Origin of the sequence: Sporolactobacillus vineae DSM 21990 = SL153 (assembly GCF_000377985.1) — a bacterium.
GTDB classification, from domain to species: domain Bacteria; phylum Bacillota; class Bacilli; order Bacillales; family Sporolactobacillaceae; genus Sporolactobacillus; species Sporolactobacillus vineae.
This window is the reverse complement of sequence record NZ_KB899042.1, coordinates 36,203-54,994: the sequence shown is the minus strand read 5'-3', so window position 1 is coordinate 54,994 and position 18,792 is coordinate 36,203. Positions and strand designations below refer to the sequence as shown.

The following is an 18,792-nucleotide window of genomic DNA, read 5'->3' as shown; positions in this document are numbered from 1 at the left end:
ATGAAAAAGATTAGTTTGCTTGGTGCCACCGGATCCGTCGGTACACAGACATTGGCAGTCATCCGGGAACATCCGGATGTATTTTCGGTTTCGGCCTTTGCTTTCGGTGCCAATATCCGTAAGGCACTCCCGTTGATTCGTGAATTCAAGCCGGAATTAATTGCCGTTAAAAATAAAGCAGTTGCCGATCGGCTGCACATCGAACTCAGTGGAAACAGTAAAGTCGTCTACGGCCCTGAAGGCATGATTGAAGCTGCTGCCTACGGACCGAGTGATATGCTCGTGAATGCTGTGCTTGGCAGTATCGGCCTGGAACCCACACTGGCAGCCATCGAAGCAGGGAAGACGATCGGTCTGGCAAACAAAGAAACGCTGGTTACAGGCGGACATCTTGTCATGGAACAGGCAAAGAGGCGCAACGTTCCGGTGCTTCCGATTGACAGTGAACATTCGGCTATTTTCCAGTCTCTGCAGGGGCAGGACAAATCAGCCGTCACCCGGCTGATTCTGACGGCTTCCGGCGGGACGTTCCGGGACCGGCGGCGGGATGAATTGCAAGATGTCACAGTTGCTGATGCGGTGCAGCATCCCAACTGGTCGATGGGGGCAAAAATCACCGTCGATAGTTCGACCATGATGAATAAAGGGCTGGAAGTCATCGAGGCACACTGGTTATTTGGTGTGCCTTATGACCGGATCGAGACCCTGATTCACAGAGAAAGCATTGTTCATTCACTTGTGGAATATGCTGATCACAGCATGATTGCCCAACTTGGCGTGCCCAGTATGCTCGTTCCGATTCAATATGCCATGACCTACCCCTCAAGACTTGAACTGAAGCAGACAAAAAGGTTAAACTTATGGGAAATGGGAACGCTGCATTTTCAGAAAGTGGATCTGAAACGGTATCCTGCCGTGGCACTGGCTTATGCGGCAGGAAAGGCCGGGGGATCGATGCCGACCGTACTTAATGCAGCCAATGAGACGGCAGTTGATCTGTTTCTTGACGGGAAAATTCGTTTCCTTGATATTGAACCGCTGGTCGGCGATGCACTGGACCACCATCAGATCATTGCTTCGCCGGATCTGGACGCCATTGAGGAAGCGGACAGGCGTACACGTGCATTTGTTCATTCACGGATTAAATAAAATTCAGGTTACAGAGGTGAACGCTCGTGGAGACGCTGATCGTCGTTGTGATTATTTTCGGGCTGCTGGTGTCGATTCATGAACTCGGGCATCTGATTGTCGCAAAGAAGAGCGGCATTCTCTGTCGTGAATATGCGATCGGATTTGGTCCGAAACTGTTCGCTGTGAAAAAAGGAGAGACGGTGTATACCCTCCGTCTGCTGCCCATCGGCGGCTATGTCCGGATGGCCGGAGAGGATCCGGAAATTGTCGAAGTGAAGCCGGGCCAGCGTGTCGGCTTGTTTTTCAATAACGAGGGCAAGGTTAGCCGACTGATCACCGATCATCTGGATAAATATCCGGATGCCAGACTGATGACCGTGGAACACTGCGATCTTGAAAAGGACCTGTATCTTGCCGGGTATGAGCAGGAGAACAGCCCTTTAGTCCGGTATGATCTGGATCGCCGTGCAACTTATGTTTCGGATAATCAGGAATTTCAGATTGCACCGCTTGACCGGCAGTTTGCCTCGCAGGCGCTTTGGAAAAGGTTTCTGACTATTTTTGCCGGACCGTTCATGAATCTTGTTCTTGCTGTAGTTGTTTTTATTGTTTTCTACAGCATTCAGGGGATCCCCTCCGATGCGCCGAAGCTCGGGCAGCTGCTTCCGGATTATCCGGCACAGAAAGCCGGTTTACAGGCTGATGACCGGATTGTCAGCATCAATGGTCAGGGTATGTCCAGCTGGAATCAGATCGTCGGATTTGTCCAGAAACATCCAAAAGAGAAGCTGACACTGGTCGTTAACCGTGATTCCGCGACGAAAACCATTGTCCTTGTGACCGGGCAACGCAAGGGAACTGACGGCAATGAAGGCGTGATCGGTGCTTACGGACCGACCGTGCACTCAATCCCTGAGGCGTTTCTTGCCGGTGTGAAACAGACCGGATACTGGATCGGTATGGAACTACAGGGGTTAAAGATGATGGTCACCGGTGGATTTAATCTGAATGATCTTGCCGGTCCGGCGCGTATCTACAGCATGACCGGCCAGGTTGTTTCTCAGGGGCTGGTACTTGTGCTCAACTGGACGGCTTTCCTGAGTGTCAACCTGGCTGTTATCAATCTGCTTCCGCTTCCGGCACTGGACGGCGGGCGTCTGCTGTTTCTGGTGATTGAGGGACTTCGCGGGAAACCGGTGGAACCGCAGAAGGAAGCAATGGTTCACTTTATCGGTTTTGCTCTGCTGATGCTGCTGATGATTCTGGTAACCTGGAACGATTTACAGAATATTTTCATGCGTTAGTGCAGGCAGAGACAATGTTCATAGCGGAAACAATGAAACGATTATATATTGGGGTGCGGGTTAATGAGACAAAGCAAAATGTTTATTCCGACATTGAAGGAGGTTCCTGCCGACGCGGAATCAGCCAGCCACCGTCTGCTTTTGCGCGGCGGATTCATCCGTCAGAATGCGGCGGGAATTTATTCCTATCTTCCGCTGGGCTATAAAATCATTAAGAAAATCGAGCAGATCATTCGTGAAGAGATGGACCGGACGGGTGCTCAGGAACTGCTCATGCCGGCCATGCAGCCGGCGGAGTTATGGCATGAATCGGGCAGATGGGATGTCTACGGTCCCGAACTGATGCGCCTTAAAGACCGGCACGGCCGTTTTTTTGCTTTAGGAGCAACCGGTGAAGAACTGGTCACCAGCCTGGTACGAGATACACTGAATACCTATAAGAAATTGCCGATGGCTGTTTATCAGATTCAAACGAAATACCGTGATGAGAAGCGGCCAAGATTCGGCCTGCTCCGCGGCAGAGAATTTATTATGAAGGATGCTTATTCTTTTCATGCCGATGAAGAGAGTCTCGATGAGGCATATTGGAAAATATTTAATGCTTATAAGCATGTGTTTGACCGCTGCGGACTGAAATATCGTGCTGTACTTGCCGACTCCGGCGCGATGGGCGGCAAGGATACGCATGAGTTCCAGGCGCTGGCTGAAATCGGGGAGGATACAATCGCCTATTCGGATCAGTCCGATTATGCCGCCAACCTGGAAATGGCACCGGTAGTCGGCCAGTCAGTGGAAGGTTCGCGGCATACCGCGCAGGAACGGATCGGCCAGCGGGGCAGACAGCCGGTTCCAGCCGGTCAGGAGCTGGCTTTATATGGATTCAAGACACGTACAGAAACCATTCTTGTCCTGGTCCGGGCGGAAGATGAAGTAAACGATGTCAAGGTGAAAAATGTACTTGGCACGGATCTCCTTGAACCTATTGAAAATGATCAGCTTCCGGATCCATTTTATCATGACGACAAAGTCAGGATTCTTGCGGATCAGGGCATCCGGACTTTGACCGGAGCAGGGTTTTACAATCAGGCGGATGATACGACGTACATAAATGTCGATCCGGAACGCGACCTTCAGATTACTCATTATCACGATTTGCGGTTCGTTAAAGAAGGCGATCCTTCTCCGGACGGCAAGGGAACGATCCGGTTTGCCAAAGGAATTGAAGTCGGGCAGGTTTTCAAACTCGGCACCAAATATTCCGAAGCGATGGGCGCGCTTTTTCTTGATGATCAGGGGAAGTCGCACCCGCTGATCATGGGCTGCTATGGAATCGGTGTTTCCCGGACACTCTCGGCCATCTGTGAACAGTATCATGATGAGAATGGCCTGATGTGGCCGAAAGCACTGGCGCCGTTCCAGGTTCATCTGATTACCGTCAATCCGAAAAAACAGGAACAGGCACAATTGTCTGAGAAACTGTATCAGGAGCTGCTCAGCCACGGATTCGATGTACTCTGGGACGACCGTAAAGAACGTCCCGGTGTAAAATTCGCCGACAGTGATCTGATCGGCTGTCCGGTACAGCTTGTTGTCGGAAAGGGTGCCGGCCAGGATCTGGTTGAGGCCGGATCAAGGCAGAATGCATCTGAGGGAAGAACAGAATTTCCGGCTTCTGAATTGCTTCGGACAGTCGATCAGCTGCTGGAAACAGCAAAATGAGTCGGAATGTCAGTCAAGGCTGAGGGATCAATGAGATCCCTCTTTTTGTTTGACATAAGCTGAAGAATCTGAAGCTGCATTAAAAAAATTCTTTGGGGTATCGCTTCAGAGGGGCGAAGTTTAGTAGAATGAGAGAATAAGATTGTGAAAGGAGATGCCTGAGGGTGGCCAAAGATGAAGCCGGATCCTCAAGATGGTCTGTCCTGATGGAACAGATCAATGCTCCGGAAAAATGGATGACGGATTATTTTCAGAATGGTGAAATTGAAAAACTAACCGTTTTTCGTAAAGAAAAATGCTGGCACTTCGCTTTCCGGATTGACCGGATTTTACCGCTGACGGTCTATAAGTGGCTGCAAAGCAGTCTTGATCAGGCTTTTCACCATATTGTTCCTGAGATTACCTTTTCTATCGAAACACGTGCCGCAATGAACGCCGGGGATGAAGTGAGCGAATACTGGCCGATGGTTTCCAAAGCTCTGTCGGCTCAGTTCCCGCTGATGAAAAATTGCCTTTCCGGCCAGGAACCGCATGCGGACGGCAGACAGCTGATACTGGCGGCGACAAATGAATCTGAAGCCGGGCTGATGAAACGGAAGCTGCCGCACGAACTCAATGAACAGTTCAGACAATTCGGCTTCCCGCCATTTACGCTTGAGATAAAAATCAATCCCGAGGACAAGTCGAAAGCCTATGATGATTTTGTCCGGCAGCGTCAGGAAGAAGACCATCAGAAAGTACTCCAGGCGATGCTCGAGCAGCAGAAAAGTAAAGAAGAAGCGGATGCGGCACCGGAAGGCCCGTTCAAATTCGGTTACGATATTCATGATGAACCTGTATCGATCGAAACCATCCAGGATGAAGAACGCCGGATGACGATCCAGGGCTATATTTTTGACTGCGAGACGCGCGAACTGCGCAGCGGCCGGACGCTGCTCCTTTTCAAAGTGACCGATTATACGGACTCACTGCTGGTCAAAGCATTTTCCCGCGACAAGGAAGATGCCGCCCAATTCCAGAAGCTGCATAAAGGAATCTGGGTCAGGGTACGCGGCGGGGTGCAAAATGACAGCTTTGCCCGTGACCTCGTGATGATTGCCAACGACATTGAAGAGATCCGACCGATAAAACGGGAGGATCAGGCACCGGACGGCGAAAAGCGTGTCGAGCTCCACGCCCATACGGTGATGAGCCAAATGGATGCCGTTGTGACAGCGACAGCGCTGATCAAACAGGCGAAAGAATGGGGCCACCGCGCCGTTGCGATCACCGATCACGGCGTGGTTCAGTCTTTCCCCGAGGCGTACAATGCCGGAAAGAAATACGCTATGAAAGTCCTGTACGGCATGGAAGCGAACATGATCGACGACGGCGTGCCGATCGCCTATAACCTTGAGCACCGTGAACTGTCGGAAGCTGTCTATGTCGTTTATGATACGGAAACGACCGGACTGTCTGCGGTATATGACACGATCATTGAGCTCGCGGCCGTGAAGATCAAGGACGGCAAAGTGATCGACAAGTTTGACCAATTTGCCAATCCACATCATCCACTGCCGCGAAAGATCACAGAGCTGACCAGTATCACCGATGAAATGCTGGCCGATGCACCCGATGCCGGGAAAGTCATCACCGATTTCCGTGAATTTACCGGCGACGCCATACTTGTCGCCCATAACGCAACTTTTGATATGGGGTTTCTCAATGCCGGTTATAAAAAGCTCGGATTTGATGAAGCTGCCAATCCGGTGATTGATACGCTGGAGCTCGGGCGTTTTCTCTATCCGGAATTTAAGAACCATAAGCTTGATACACTCTGCAAAGCGTTTCATATTGAACTTACCCACCACCACCGGGCAATTTACGATACGGAAGCGACCGGCTATCTGGCCTGGAAAATGCTTCAGGATGCTGCCGCAAAGGGGATGCTCTACCACGATCAGCTGAACGATAACCTTGGCAAAGGAAATCTTGACCGGGTTCGTCCAACGCATGTGATCCTGCTTGTCAAAAACCAGACCGGGCTGAAAAATCTGTACAAACTCGTTTCCTATGCACATGTCAAGTATTTTTACAGGGTTCCGAGAATTCCCAGATCGCTGCTGACAAAATATCGTGACGGACTGATTATCGGATCCGGCTGCGACAAAGGCGAACTGTTTGAGACGATGATGGAAAAGTCTGCGGAACAGGCTGAGAAAGTAGCCGGTTTCTACGATTATATTGAAATTCAGCCTCCGTCCAATTACAGGCATCTGGTCGAGAAGGGTATTGTCCGGGATGAACTGGCTTTAAAGGATATCATGACCAAACTGGTTAAGCTCGGGGAAAAGCTGGATAAGCCGGTGGTCGCCACCGGAGATGTTCATTTCCTTGATCCGCACGATGCGATTTACCGGGAAATCCTGATTCGGTCGCAAGCCGGCAATCCGCTCAACCGACAGACGTTACCTGATGTCCATTTCCGCACCACAGACGAGATGCTGGACTGCATGAGTTTTCTCGGTGCGCAAAAGGCGAAGGAAGTCGTCGTCACCAATCCGAATGCGATTGCCGACAGTATCGATGAAGTGCATCCGGTCAAAGACCGCCTCTATACACCGACGATCGACGGGGCAGAAGATGAGGTCAGGGAAAAATCGTATGCACGCGCCCATTATCTTTACGGTGAAAAGCTTCCGGATCTCGTGGAAAAACGGCTGGCTAGGGAACTGAAGAGTATTATTGGAAATGGTTTTTCCGTAATTTATCTGATTGCCCATAAGCTGGTGAAAAAATCACTTTCAGACGGTTACCTGGTTGGTTCCCGTGGGTCGGTCGGCTCGTCGCTGGTGGCGACGATGCTGGAAATCACGGAAGTTAATCCGCTGCCGCCGCATTACCTGTGTCCTAAATGCCATCATGTCGAGTTTTTCACCGACGGTTCTGTTGCCTGCGGGTTTGATCTGCCGGATAAAAACTGTCCGGAATGCGGTACACCGATGAAGAAGGACGGACATGATATTCCGTTCGAAACATTCCTGGGGTTCAAAGGCGACAAAGTGCCGGATATCGACCTGAATTTTTCCGGCGACTATCAGCCTGTTGCCCACAACTACACAAAAGAAATTTTCGGTGCGGATAAAGTCTACCGGGCCGGAACGATTGGCACGATTGCCGATAAGACGGCTTACGGCTATGTCAAGGGCTATGAAGAGGACACGGGGAAACAACTGCGCGGCGCTGAGCGGGACCGGCTGGCGGCCGGGTGTACCGGTGCCAAACGCACAACCGGACAGCATCCGGGCGGTATCGTCGTTGTTCCTCGCGACATGGAAATTTATGATTTCACGCCGGTTCAGTATCCTGCTGACGACAAGACGGCGGAATGGCAGACAACGCACTTCGACTTCCATTCCATCCATGATAATATTCTGAAACTCGATATTCTCGGCCATGATGATCCGACGGTCATCCGTATGCTTCAGGATCTCAGCGGGATCGATCCGAAAAAGATTCCGGTCGACGATAAGGACACGATGAAGATTTTCAGTTCAACGGAGACACTGGGCGTCACGCCAGAACAGATCCGTTGCAAAACGGGCGTGCTCGGCATTCCGGAATTTGGTACGCGTTTTGTCCGTCAGATGGTTGACGACACCAAACCGACGACCTTTGCCGAACTGGTGCAAATATCCGGGCTGTCACACGGTACAGATGTCTGGCTGGGCAATGCGCAGATCCTGATCAACGACGGCACGTGCGTGCTCAAAGACGTCATTTCCTGCCGTGACGACATTATGATCGATCTGATGCATCAGGGACTTGAGCCTTCCCATGCCTTCAAAATCATGGAGTCCGTCCGGAAGGGAAAAGGGCTCAATGACGACTGGATCAATGAGATGAAGGAAAACAACGTACCGGACTGGTATTTACAGTCCTGTCTGAAAATCAAGTACATGTTTCCGAAGGCCCATGCAACGGCGTACGTCCTGATGGCCTTTCGGATCGCTTATTTCAAAGTTCACTATCCGATTTTGTTCTATGCGACTTATTTCTCTGTCCGTGCCGACGACTTCGATGTCGACGTCATGCATCAGGGACCGGACCGGATCCGCGAGAAACTGGATGAGATCGATCAGAAGGGCAATGACGCGCTGCCGAAGGAGAAAAGTCTGCTGACGGTGCTTGAAGTTGCCCTGGAGATGTGCGAACGCGGCTTCAGTTTTCAGACGGTCGACCTGTACCGCTCGGATGCGACACGCTTTCTGGTCGACGGCAAGTCGCTGATCCCGCCGTTCAATGCGATTCCCGGTATCGGAACAAACGCAGCCAAATCGATTGCGGCGGCAAGAGATCAGGGTGAATTCCTTTCCAAGGAAGATCTGCAGAAACGTTCCAAAATATCCAAAACCATCCTGGAGTATCTCGATGATCAGGGTTGTCTGGAAGGGATGCCGGACTCCAACCAGCTGTCTCTTTTCTGATCAGAAATGGTCCGCTTCTTCCTGAATACGCCGGAATCAGGGTATTCTTGCCTAGATTTCCCGGGTATGATATAGTGGTGAAGGAAATACTGGAAATAGTTCGTGCGCAAAGAGTGGGATTTTCCCACTCTTTCGTTTTCAAAAGGAGGCTTGACATGGCAAGCACAATCGCGAAGAGGACAGGCGAACTGGTGTCGCCGATTCTGAGCAGCCTGGATCTGGAACTCGTGGATATCCAATTCGTTAAGGAAGGAAAAAACCGCTTTTTGCGGGTTTTTATTGATTCACCGGCCGGTGTGGATCTGGATACCTGCGAGAAAGTCAGCGAGAAGCTGAGTGAAATTCTCGACAGGGAAGATCCGATTAAGGAAGCTTATTTCCTCGAAGTATCTTCAGCCGGTGCGGAGCGTCCGTTGAAAAATCAACAGGACTATTTGCGCTTTGTGGGGAAGGATGTTCATCTGACCACCTATGAACCCGTCGACGGTTCCAAGGTGTTTGAGGGCCGGCTTGAGAAAGTCAGCGATACAGAGGTGATTCTTGCCGTTCGTCAGAAGACAAGAGAGATTCCAGTAACTCTGCCCTTCAGCAAGATTGCAAGCGGCAGACTGGCCATTATTTTTTGATGAATCGGATGTATGGAAAAGGAGAGAAAGAAATGAGCAGTGATTTAGTTGAAGCGATTACGGCGCTGGAAAAAGACAAGGGAATCAGCAAGGAAGTACTGCTCGATGCCTTGGAGGCAGCCCTGATTTCTGCATATAAGCGTAACTTTGAACAGGCACAGAATGTCCGTGTCGCGATTGATGAAACTCTCGGGCAGATCAAAGTCTACGCGCGTAAAGAAGTCGCCGAAGCCGTGGAAAACCCGAACCTGCAGATCTCACTGGATGATGCGAAAAAGCTCAATTCCAATTATCAGATCGGCGATACGGTGGAAATCGAAGTCACTCCGCGCAATTTCGGACGGATCGCCGCCCAGACAGCGAAGCAGGTCGTGACGCAGCGTGTCCGCGAAGCCGAACGCGGCGTCATTTATTCTGAATTCATCGACCGGCAGGACGACATCATGACCGGTATCGTTCAGCGGATTGATCACCGGTTCATTTATGTGGATCTCGGCCGTGTCGAAGCGCTTCTACCTCAGTCGGAACAGATGCCCAATGAAACCTATCGGCCGCACGACCGGATCAAGGTCTATCTGACGAAAGTGGAAGACAACAAAAAAGGCCCGATGATTACGGTGTCCAGAACCCACCCGGGACTGCTGAAAAGACTTTTTGAACTTGAGGTTCCGGAAATCTACGATGGAACAGTTGAAATCAAATCGATTTCACGTGAAGCCGGCGACCGCTCTAAAATCGCTGTTTATGCCGAAGATCCGGAAGTCGATGCTGTCGGTGCCTGTGTCGGCCAGAGAGGTGCCCGTGTCCAGACCATTGTCAATGAACTGAAGGGCGAGAAAATCGATATTGTCAACTGGTCCGAGGATCCTGTCATTTATGTTGCGAACGCACTCAGCCCGTCAAAAGTCGTCAAGGTGATCGTCCATGAAGCGGAAAAGGCGACGACGGTTATCGTTCCCGATTATCAGCTTTCTCTGGCTATCGGTAAGAAAGGCCAGAATGCGCGGCTCGCCGCCAAACTGACGGGGTGGAAGATCGATATCAAAAGCGAGACGGAAGCAGAAGAAAACGGCCTGTTCGATGACGATCAGGATACTGCTGCTCCGACGTCACCGGATGCTGCTGCAAGTGCCGATGCGACCGATGCGAACACGTCTGACGATCAGACTGACGGTCAACAGCCGGAATCGTCGGATCATCAGGAAAGCTAAGGAGGCCGGAGATCGTGGTGAAAAAGCGGAAAGTACCGATGCGCAAGTGTGTTGTCTGTCAGGAAGCGGCTGAGAAAAAAGATCTTTTCCGTGTCGTCCGCTCACCGGAGGGCGAGGTAAGTCTGGATCCCACTGGAAAAAAGAACGGTCGCGGCGCCTACCTGTCCAAAAAAGAAAGCTGCGTGAAAAAAGCCAAGGATAAAAATCTGCTTTCCAGACATCTGGGTGTGGCCGTACCTGAAGAGGTATTTGATCAGATGATCACGGAATTAGGGGAACAGGCACATGCTGCAGAATAATAAAGACTGGGTTTCATTCCTGGGCCTTGCACAGCGTGCCGGTAAGATTGTTTCTGGAGAAGACACGGTGATCCGGGTGATCCGGGAAGGCAGGGCAGGTGCCGTAATCCTGTCGAAGGATGCCTCTGACCGGACCAGAAAAACCGTTTCAAATAAATGCACGTTTTATCACGTCCCGCTGTTATCTGTACCGGACAGGGAGCAGCTTGGACGGGCGATCGGCCAGCCGGCAAGGGTGCTGGCTGCTGTAACGGATGCCGGGTTTGCAAAGGGGCTGATCAAGCGGCTCGGATGAACAATACGGGGGTGGCTATATGAGCAAAATGCGAATTTATGAATATGCCAGGGAAAATCACGTGACCAGTAAAAGGGTCATTGAAATACTTGAAGGGCTCGGGTTTCAGGTGAAGAGCCATATGTCCGTCATTGAGGACAATGCCATTAAACAATTGAACCGTAAATTCAATCCGAAAAAGGAACCGGTCGCTGTCGCGACAAAAACGGAACCTAAAAAAAAGAAAACAGAGGTTAATGTGAATCAGACTAAATCGAAAGACAAACGACCGAATCAAAGGACAAATGATCGAAACAGCCACAACGGAAAGGCAACGAATTTCCGGTCAGGCGAGCACAGCAGCAGCAGAACCGGAAATTCACATTCAAACAGTAACAGTCAGAATGCCGGACACAATGCCAGCCATAATGCCAGCCATAATGCCAGCCATAATGCTAGCCATAATGCCGGACACAATACCGGCCACAGCAACTTTGTGGAACGTGGTTCCTCCAACCGCCGCGGTAAGGGACGCCGCGGGCGCAATAATCAGCGCCGCCGCGGCGCAAGCAGTGCTGCCGCACGTCAGAGAATGGAAATCAGGCTGCCTGAAAAGATCATGATTTCGGGTTCGATGACGGTTGGCCAGTTTGCTGAGAAACTGGGCCGCCCGTCCACGGACATTATCAAAAAACTGATGTCGCTCGGGGTAATGGCGACAAAGAACCAGAATCTCGATGAAGACACCATTGAGCTGCTGGCCGACGACTACGGTGTTAAAGTCGAACACAAAGTGGTCGTGGATGAAGCCAGTTTCGAAGATAAAGGCCTGGAAATTGATGAAGCCACAGCGGTTATCCGGCCGCCGGTCGTCACGATTATGGGCCATGTCGACCACGGAAAGACGACCCTGCTTGATTCCATCCGCCATACGAAAGTGACTGCCGGAGAAGCCGGCGGGATCACGCAGCACATCGGTGCCTATCAGGTCATTCATGAAGGAAAGAAAATCACCTTCCTGGATACACCGGGACACGCCGCATTTACAACGATGCGTGCGCGCGGTGCCCAGATCACCGATATTACCGTTCTGGTTGTTGCAGCGGATGACGGTGTCATGCCGCAGACGATTGAAGCCATTCATCACGCACGTGCAGCGAAAGTGCCGATTATCGTTGCCGTCAATAAGATCGACAAGCCTAACGCCAATCCGGATCATGTGATGCAGGAACTGTCTGAACAGGGGCTCGTTCCGGAAGACTGGGGCGGCGATACCATCTTTGTTAAGATTTCCGCAAAGAAAGGTATCGGGATCGATGATCTTCTCGAGATGATCCTGCTCGAAGCAGAAGTCAATGAGTATAAGGCCAATCCGGAAAAACCGGCCAGAGGAGCGGTCATTGAAGCTAAACTCGATAAAGGAAAGGGACCTGTCGCAACGCTTCTTGTCCAGAACGGCACGTTGCGCATTGGTGATTCGGTTGTTGTCGGGAATACGTACGGCCGCGTGCGCGCAATGCTGAATGATGCCGGACGGCGCGTCAAGAAAGCCGCTCCGTCCACACCGATTGAAATCACCGGTCTGAACGATGTGCCGCAGGCCGGGGACCAGTTTATGGTCTTCGAGGACGAAAAGAAAGCCCGTCAGATTGGTGAAACCCGTGCAGAACGGGCATTGATCACCGAACGCAAAGAAACACAAAATAAAGTCAGCCTGGATGATCTGTTTGAAAAGATCAAAGAAGGCGACATGAAAGAGATTAATATCGTCATTAAAGCAGACGTTCAGGGTTCGGTTGAAGCACTTTCCGGATCCCTGAAAAAAATCGATGTTGACGGCGTGAAGATCAACATTATTCATGAAGGTGTCGGCGGGATCAGTGAATCGGATATCATCCTTGCCTCTGCTTCAAACGCGATTATCATCGGCTTTAATGTGCGTCCGGATAATCATGCAAAAGAAGTTGCCGAACAGGAAAAAGTCGACATCCGTTTGTATCGTGTGATCTACGACGCCATTGATGAGATGAAAGCAGCGATGAAGGGCATGCTCGATCCGGAGTACAAGGAGAAAGTTATCGGACAGCTGGATGTCCGTACCACCTTCAAAGTTTCCAGGATTGGGACCATTGCCGGATGTTACGTCACCGACGGTATTGTTTCAAGAAATGCAGGGATTCGTCTTGTCCGCGACGGCGTCGTCATTTATGAAGGGCACGTCGATACACTCAAACGTTTCAAAGATGATGCGAAAGAGGTCAAAGCCGGACTTGAGTGCGGGATCACACTGGAGAACTTTAACGATATTAAAGAGGGCGACACTATGGAAGCCTATGTTATGGAAGAAGTTCAGCCAAAATGATCATCGGGCTGGTGCAGTGTGACTGCCTGCTGCAGGATGCCCATTCTCTAAAAGAAAAACGCTCCGTGATCCTGAGTATTCTGAGGAGAGCGACAAATAACCATAACCTGTCCGCCAGCGAGACCGGATATCAGGACAAATGGCAGCGGACCGAGCTGGCTTTTGTCAGCGTTGGAACGGCAAAAGTAAGTGTTGAAAGGGAATTAAACCGTGCGCTGTCGTTCATTGACAGCCGCACAGATATTGAACGGACAAATACGCATTATGAATGGTTCTAAAAGGAGGGTGACCCCATGGCCAGATTAAGGGTGAATCGCGTCGCCGAGCAGATGAAAAAAGAAATGAGCGACATTATCGAACACCGGTTGAAAGATCCCCGTGTTGGTTTTGTGACCGTCACCGGAGTTGATGTCACCGGTGATCTGCAGGATGCGACAGTTTATATCAGTGTTCTGGGCGATGATGAGAAGAAGGCAGCAACGCTGGAAGGGCTGAATAAAGCGAAGGGCTTTGTCCGCACAGAGATCGGGAAGCGGATCCGTCTGCGTAAGACACCGGAGATCCAGTTCAAATTCGATCAATCGATGGACTATGGCAGCCATATCGACCGGCTGATCAATGATCTTCACCGAAGCGAAGACTGAGCCGGTGATGAATGATCCTAATCATCAGTAAAGGGATGGCCGTACATGATCGACTATAACGGGTTGCTGCCGCTCTATAAACCCCGGGGGATGACGTCCCACGACTGTGTGGCCCGACTTCGCAAGTTGCTGAAATTCAAGAAAATCGGGCACACCGGAACGCTGGATCCTGAAGTTGACGGTGTGCTGGTTCTCTGTCTGGGAAGGGCGACGAAAATTGCTCAGTATCTTCTTGAATTCAATAAGGCCTATGAGGGGACAATTCGTCTCGGGACAGCAACCACAACAGAAGATGAAGCAGGGGCAGTAACCGAAAGCCGCGAACTGGGAGAAGATTTTTCTCGCCGGGATCTGGAACAGGTATTCCAGTCATTTACCGGCAACGTTCGGCAGACCGTGCCGATCTATTCGGCTGTAAAAGTCAACGGGAAGAAACTCTACGAGTATGCCAGAGAAGGCTTATCCGTGGCGCGTCCCGTGCGTGAAATCCATATTTATGAACTGAAACTGACCGGAAACGCGGAAGTTTATCGCTCTGACATTCCTTTTTTTGTCTCATGCAGTAAAGGAACCTATGTCCGGACTCTGGCCGTTGATATCGGCAGGAAATTGGGGTATCCGGCGCATTTGAAGTCCCTGACCCGTGTTCAGGCCGGGTCTTTTACGCTTGCCGATTGCTGGTCGTTCGACCGGATTGAATCGCTTTTGGACTCAGGGCATTTTTGTGACTGCCTCAAACCGATCGAATGCGGTTTGTCACATATGGATAAATGGACGGTGGATGACCGGACGGCCGAGGAAGTTGTCCACGGAGCAGTTCTTCCGCAGGCAGACGCGCCGGATAGTCCTTTGTTTGCTGTCTTTGACCGGAACCATTGCTGCCTGGCTATTTATGAACGCCATCCGGTGAAAAAGGGCTTTATTAAGCCGAGAAAGGTCCTCGCAGTCAGAGCGTAACCAGATGTGTTGTTGCCATTTTGTCAGTGTCAGAGAGTGAGAAGGTGCCGAATTGGAAACGATTTATTTAGACCACAAGCCGTACATCGAAGATAAGGACAGCAATGAGAAAGTGATTGCACTCGGCTATTTTGACGGACTTCATCTCGGCCATCGCGATGTCATTGAACAAGCCGTGAAAATTGCCGCTGAAAAAAATCTCGAATCTGCCGTAATGACTTTTTATCCGCATCCGTCTGTCGTGCTCAGTCCGTCTAAAAAGCGGGAAGACAGTCTGACGCCGCCGGAACTTAAAACTGAGATCATTGAGAAAATGGGTGTGGATCTGCTGATTTTTATCCACTTTGATCTGGCGCTCAGTCAGCTGTCTCCGCAGGAATTTATCGATCAATACCTGATCAAATTTCATGCAAAACATATTGTTGCCGGCTATGACTTCACCTTCGGCAGGAAAGCTGAAGGGAACATGAAGAACATCGATCAGTTTTCGCGCAGCATGTTCAGCTACACGGTCGTCCCTAAAGTCGAACGTTTCGGGGAGAAAGTCAGCACGACGCATATCCGTGAACGCATCCATGAAGGAGCCGTCGACGAGGCAGCCGAACTGCTGGGACGTCCTTACCGGATCACCGGAAAAGTGGTTCATGGCGACGAACGGGGCAGAACACTCGGCTTTCCGACAGCCAATGTCGCATCGGAGCAGGTTTTTGTCATGCCGGCAAACGGTGTCTATGCGGTCCGCCTGAATGTCGACGGCCGGTCGCTGGACGGTATCTGCAGTATCGGGACACGTCCGACATTTTACCGGCAGCCTGATGCAAAAACCACCGTTGAAGTCTATGTATTGAATTTCTCAGGGGATCTGTACGACAAGCAGGTATCCGTTGACTGGTATAAACGGCTTCGTGAGGAAATAAAATTCTCCGGATCGGAAGCTTTAATTCAGCAAATGGATAAGGATAAAGTGAATACTGAGGCTTATTTCCGTTCACTGCACGATTCGGATGAGAAAAAATCACTTGATTAATTCGGAAGAAACATATAAAATTAAATCATAATTGGCTTTATGCCGGTTATTAGGAACCCTTGCCCGGCTGGCCGTATCACCGGCGGCAGCGGAGCTTGCGGGGATTTTAAAAAGGGAGGTGAAAGCTGATGGCTTTAACGAAAGACAAGAAGACTCAGCTGATTCACGATTTTCAGACACATGAGAACGATACCGGTTCACCGGAAGTACAGATTGCCGTACTTAGCGAACAGATCAACACGCTTAACGAACATCTGAAGGTGCATAAGAAGGATTTTCATTCTCGCCGCGGTCTGTTGAAGATGGTTGGTAAGCGCCGTAATTTGCTGACTTATCTGCGCGGTAAAGATGTCAAAAGATATCGCGTGCTGATCGATAAATTGGGTCTGCGCCGATAACAAGGGATTGAAAAAGAGCGGGAGCATTCCCGCTTTTTTGTTAGCCGGATTTTAGATGATTCGGTATCGGATGATCTATTTTGCCATTGTATGGATCGAGAGAAAGGAGGTGCCTCAGAGGAATGGAATCGGAGCAGCAGAAGAAATCGGTATATACACTGGACTGGGCCGGACGTCCGCTCCGTATCGAATGCGGCGAAGTGGCCAAACAGGCTGACGGAGCCGCTCTGGTTTATTATGGCGATACGGTAGTGCTGTCGACAGCAACAGCATCGAAACAACCTAAGGACAGTTCGTTTTTTCCGTTGACGGTAAACTTTGAGGAACGTTCCTACGCTGTCGGCAAGCTGCCGGGCGGATATCTGAAACGGGAGGGCCGTCCCGCTGATCAGGCAACGCTCTCGGCCCGGCTGATTGATCGCCCGCTCCGCCCGCTGTTTCCTGAAGGGTTCAGAAATGAAGTGCTGGTCGACAATATGGTGCTGAGCCTTGATTTTGACTGCAGTGCACAGATGGCTGCCATGATCGGTTCATCACTCGCCCTGTCGCTATCGGCTATTCCGTTCGGCGGCCCGGTTGCCGGCGTCATCATCGGACGAATTGACGGTCAATTCGTTGTGAATCCGACGCTTGCTCAGGAACGGGTCAGTGATCTGCATCTTACCGTTGCCGGAACAAAAGATGCGATTAATATGGTTGAAGCCGGCGCCGATCAGGTCCAGGAGGAAGTGATTCTGGACGCATTAATGTTCGCCCAGGAGCAAATCCGGAAACTGATCGTTTTTGAAGAAAGGATCGTCTCCGAAATTGGCAGGAAGAAAATGACGCCAACGATCTATAAAGCAGATGATGAACTGGCGGCCCGGGTACGTGAACTGGCTGGAGAAAAGCTCAATCAGGCGATGCGGGTTGAGGAGAAAAAGGCGCGGGATGCGGCGATCAGCGAAGTCAATCATGCTGTTATGACTCAGATCGCCGCCGAGTATCAGGATCGCGAGCCAGCTGTGCATCCGGAAATCGTCGAAGAATTATTGCATGACCTGCTTAAGGAAGAAGTACGCCGAATGATTGTTCGGGAGCATCGCCGTCCGGATGGCCGCAGGATCGATGAAATCAGACCGCTCTTTGCGCGCGTCGGGCTGCTTCCGCGGGTCCATGGGTCAGGGCTGTTTACGCGCGGCCAGACTCAGGCACTCAGTACCTGTACACTGGCGCCGCTCAGTGAGGAACAGATCATGGACGGATTTTCCGCGGAGCATACAAAACGGTTTATTCATCATTACAATTTTCCGGGTTTCAGTACCGGGGACACCAGGTCGTCGCGATCACCGGGTCGCCGGGAAATCGGACACGGCGCGCTCGGCGAACGTGCTCTTGCGCCGGTCATTCCGTCTGCTGAAGCTTTTCCTTACACGATACGCTGCGTCTCCGAAGTGCTCGAATCCAACGGTTCATCGTCACAGGCCAGCATCTGCGGCAGCACACTGGCTTTAATGGATGCCGGGGTACCGATCAAGGCACCGGTCGCCGGCATTGCCATGGGGCTCGTGAAACATGGCGAGGATATCGTCATCCTGACTGATATTCAGGGCATGGAAGACGCGCTGGGCGATATGGACTTTAAATGCGCGGGCACAGAAAAGGGCGTAACCGCATTGCAGATGGACATCAAAATAAGCGGTGTTACTCGTGAGATTTTATCGCAGGCGCTGGAACAGGCAAGAGCAGGGAGACTGAAGATTCTCGCGACACTGTCGGCGGCCATTTCTGAGCCGCGTCCTCACCTGTCGGCTTTTGCCCCGAAAATTCTGCGAATGACCATCGATCCGTCCAGAATCCGTGATGTGATTGGTTCAAACGGACGGGTAATCAACAAGATCATCGAACAAACCGGTGTGAAAATTGATATTCAGCAAACCGGATCAATTATGATTTTTTCTGTGAGTGAAGATAAAGGCGAACAGGCGAAAAGGATCATCGAAGATCTGGTTCGGGAAGTCAAAACCGGTGAAATTTATAACGGAACGGTCACGAGAATTGAAAATTTCGGCTGCTTTGTTCGCTTATTCGGCCACAAAGAGGGACTTGTACATATTTCGGAACTGGATCATAAAAAAATAGATCGTATTGAGGATATCGTGAAACCTGGAGAGAAAATGCGCGTCAAAGTGCTGAATGTCGACCGGCAGGGCCGGATCAAATTATCCCGGAAAGCACTGCTGCCGGACAATGCATCGGCAGATCGTCAGCAATAATCCTGTTTGCGGTTCATCGGGAATCGGCTTTGTGCCGGTTCTTTTTTTTTCGCCCGGTTAAACTTTCGATCATCTTGATGCCCGTCAATTTTTTTGCTGCGGTGCCGGCTTACACTAGG

The 18,792-nt window shown here is 50.9% G+C and carries 15 protein-coding genes; all 15 read left to right on the top strand.

From position 1 onward, the window contains the following. The 15 genes from D889_RS0100255 to pnp all read left to right on the top strand — a co-directional run bounded on the left by D889_RS0100255 (position 1) and on the right by pnp (position 18,673). Positions 1-1,149: a 1-deoxy-D-xylulose-5-phosphate reductoisomerase gene (locus tag D889_RS0100255; RefSeq protein WP_010630923.1), complete on the top strand. Its 1,149-nt coding sequence runs from the start codon at positions 1-3 to the stop codon at positions 1,147-1,149. Positions 1,150-1,175: 26 nt separating this feature from the next. Beyond that, the gene (gene rseP, locus D889_RS0100250; RefSeq protein ID WP_010630922.1) at positions 1,176-2,435 is read left to right on the top strand and encodes an RIP metalloprotease RseP; all 1,260 of its coding nucleotides are present in this window, start codon (positions 1,176-1,178) and stop codon (positions 2,433-2,435) included. A 63-nt stretch (positions 2,436-2,498) separates the two neighbouring features. Next, positions 2,499-4,154: a proline--tRNA ligase gene (locus D889_RS0100245; RefSeq protein ID WP_018962055.1), complete on the top strand. Its 1,656-nt coding sequence runs from the start codon at positions 2,499-2,501 to the stop codon at positions 4,152-4,154. 164 nt (positions 4,155-4,318) lie between these two features. Next, a complete protein-coding gene (locus D889_RS0100240) occupies positions 4,319-8,620 on the top strand; it encodes a PolC-type DNA polymerase III (RefSeq protein WP_010630920.1) in 4,302 nt (1,433 codons plus the stop codon). 155 nt (positions 8,621-8,775) lie between these two features. Next, positions 8,776-9,246: a ribosome maturation factor RimP gene (gene rimP / locus D889_RS0100235; RefSeq protein ID WP_010630919.1), complete on the top strand. Its 471-nt coding sequence runs from the start codon at positions 8,776-8,778 to the stop codon at positions 9,244-9,246. Positions 9,247-9,278: 32 nt separating this feature from the next. Beyond that, positions 9,279-10,457, top strand: a complete 1,179-nt coding sequence (gene nusA, locus D889_RS0100230) for a transcription termination factor NusA (RefSeq protein ID WP_010630918.1) — start codon at positions 9,279-9,281, stop codon at positions 10,455-10,457. Between the two features lie 14 nt (positions 10,458-10,471). Next, the gene (gene rnpM, locus D889_RS0100225) at positions 10,472-10,756 is read left to right on the top strand and encodes an RNase P modulator RnpM (RefSeq protein WP_010630917.1); all 285 of its coding nucleotides are present in this window, start codon (positions 10,472-10,474) and stop codon (positions 10,754-10,756) included. Next, positions 10,743-11,051 carry a YlxQ family RNA-binding protein gene (locus tag D889_RS0100220; protein ID WP_010630916.1) on the top strand — a complete coding sequence of 103 codons (309 nt, stop codon included), beginning with the start codon at positions 10,743-10,745 and terminating at the stop codon, positions 11,049-11,051. The genes rnpM and D889_RS0100220 overlap by 14 nt, the downstream gene beginning before the upstream one ends. A 19-nt stretch (positions 11,052-11,070) precedes the next feature. Continuing rightward, positions 11,071-13,392 (top strand): translation initiation factor IF-2, encoded by a 2,322-nt coding sequence (gene infB / locus D889_RS0100215; protein WP_018962054.1) that lies wholly within the window; start codon positions 11,071-11,073, stop codon positions 13,390-13,392. Continuing rightward, entirely contained in the window at positions 13,389-13,670 is a 282-nt protein-coding gene (locus D889_RS0100210) for a DUF503 domain-containing protein (RefSeq protein WP_010630913.1), read from the top strand. The genes infB and D889_RS0100210 overlap by 4 nt, the downstream gene beginning before the upstream one ends. Before the next feature lie 15 nt (positions 13,671-13,685). Then, a complete protein-coding gene (gene rbfA / locus D889_RS0100205) occupies positions 13,686-14,036 on the top strand; it encodes a 30S ribosome-binding factor RbfA (protein WP_010630912.1) in 351 nt (116 codons plus the stop codon). 45 nt (positions 14,037-14,081) lie between these two features. Further along, on the top strand, positions 14,082-14,993 hold the full coding sequence (gene truB / locus D889_RS0100200; protein ID WP_010630911.1) for a tRNA pseudouridine(55) synthase TruB: 912 nt from the start codon (positions 14,082-14,084) through the stop codon (positions 14,991-14,993). A gap of 52 nt (positions 14,994-15,045) precedes the next feature. Then, positions 15,046-16,020 (top strand): bifunctional riboflavin kinase/FAD synthetase, encoded by a 975-nt coding sequence (locus D889_RS0100195; RefSeq protein WP_010630910.1) that lies wholly within the window; start codon positions 15,046-15,048, stop codon positions 16,018-16,020. A 128-nt stretch (positions 16,021-16,148) separates the two neighbouring features. Next, a complete protein-coding gene (rpsO, locus tag D889_RS0100190) occupies positions 16,149-16,418 on the top strand; it encodes a 30S ribosomal protein S15 (RefSeq protein ID WP_010630909.1) in 270 nt (89 codons plus the stop codon). 122 nt (positions 16,419-16,540) lie between these two features. Continuing rightward, on the top strand, positions 16,541-18,673 hold the full coding sequence (gene pnp / locus D889_RS0100185) for a polyribonucleotide nucleotidyltransferase (RefSeq protein WP_010630908.1): 2,133 nt from the start codon (positions 16,541-16,543) through the stop codon (positions 18,671-18,673). Positions 18,674-18,792 lie beyond the last annotated feature (119 nt).

Bases quoted from the DNA above. Each gene is read 5' to 3' on its own strand.
- D889_RS0100255 (WP_010630923.1), top strand. From the start codon at position 1: ATGAAAAAGATTAGTTTGCTTGGTGCCACCGGATCCGTCGGTACACAG.
- D889_RS0100245 (WP_018962055.1), top strand. From the start codon at position 2,499: ATGAGACAAAGCAAAATGTTTATTCCGACATTGAAGGAGGTTCCTGCC.
- rimP (WP_010630919.1), top strand. From the start codon at position 8,776: ATGGCAAGCACAATCGCGAAGAGGACAGGCGAACTGGTGTCGCCGATT.
- nusA (WP_010630918.1), top strand. From the start codon at position 9,279: ATGAGCAGTGATTTAGTTGAAGCGATTACGGCGCTGGAAAAAGACAAG.
- D889_RS0100220 (WP_010630916.1), top strand. From the start codon at position 10,743: ATGCTGCAGAATAATAAAGACTGGGTTTCATTCCTGGGCCTTGCACAG.
- infB (WP_018962054.1), top strand. From the start codon at position 11,071: ATGAGCAAAATGCGAATTTATGAATATGCCAGGGAAAATCACGTGACC.
- D889_RS0100210 (WP_010630913.1), top strand. From the start codon at position 13,389: ATGATCATCGGGCTGGTGCAGTGTGACTGCCTGCTGCAGGATGCCCAT.
- rbfA (WP_010630912.1), top strand. From the start codon at position 13,686: ATGGCCAGATTAAGGGTGAATCGCGTCGCCGAGCAGATGAAAAAAGAA.
- truB (WP_010630911.1), top strand. From the start codon at position 14,082: ATGATCGACTATAACGGGTTGCTGCCGCTCTATAAACCCCGGGGGATG.
- rpsO (WP_010630909.1), top strand. From the start codon at position 16,149: ATGGCTTTAACGAAAGACAAGAAGACTCAGCTGATTCACGATTTTCAG.
- pnp (WP_010630908.1), top strand. From the start codon at position 16,541: ATGGAATCGGAGCAGCAGAAGAAATCGGTATATACACTGGACTGGGCC.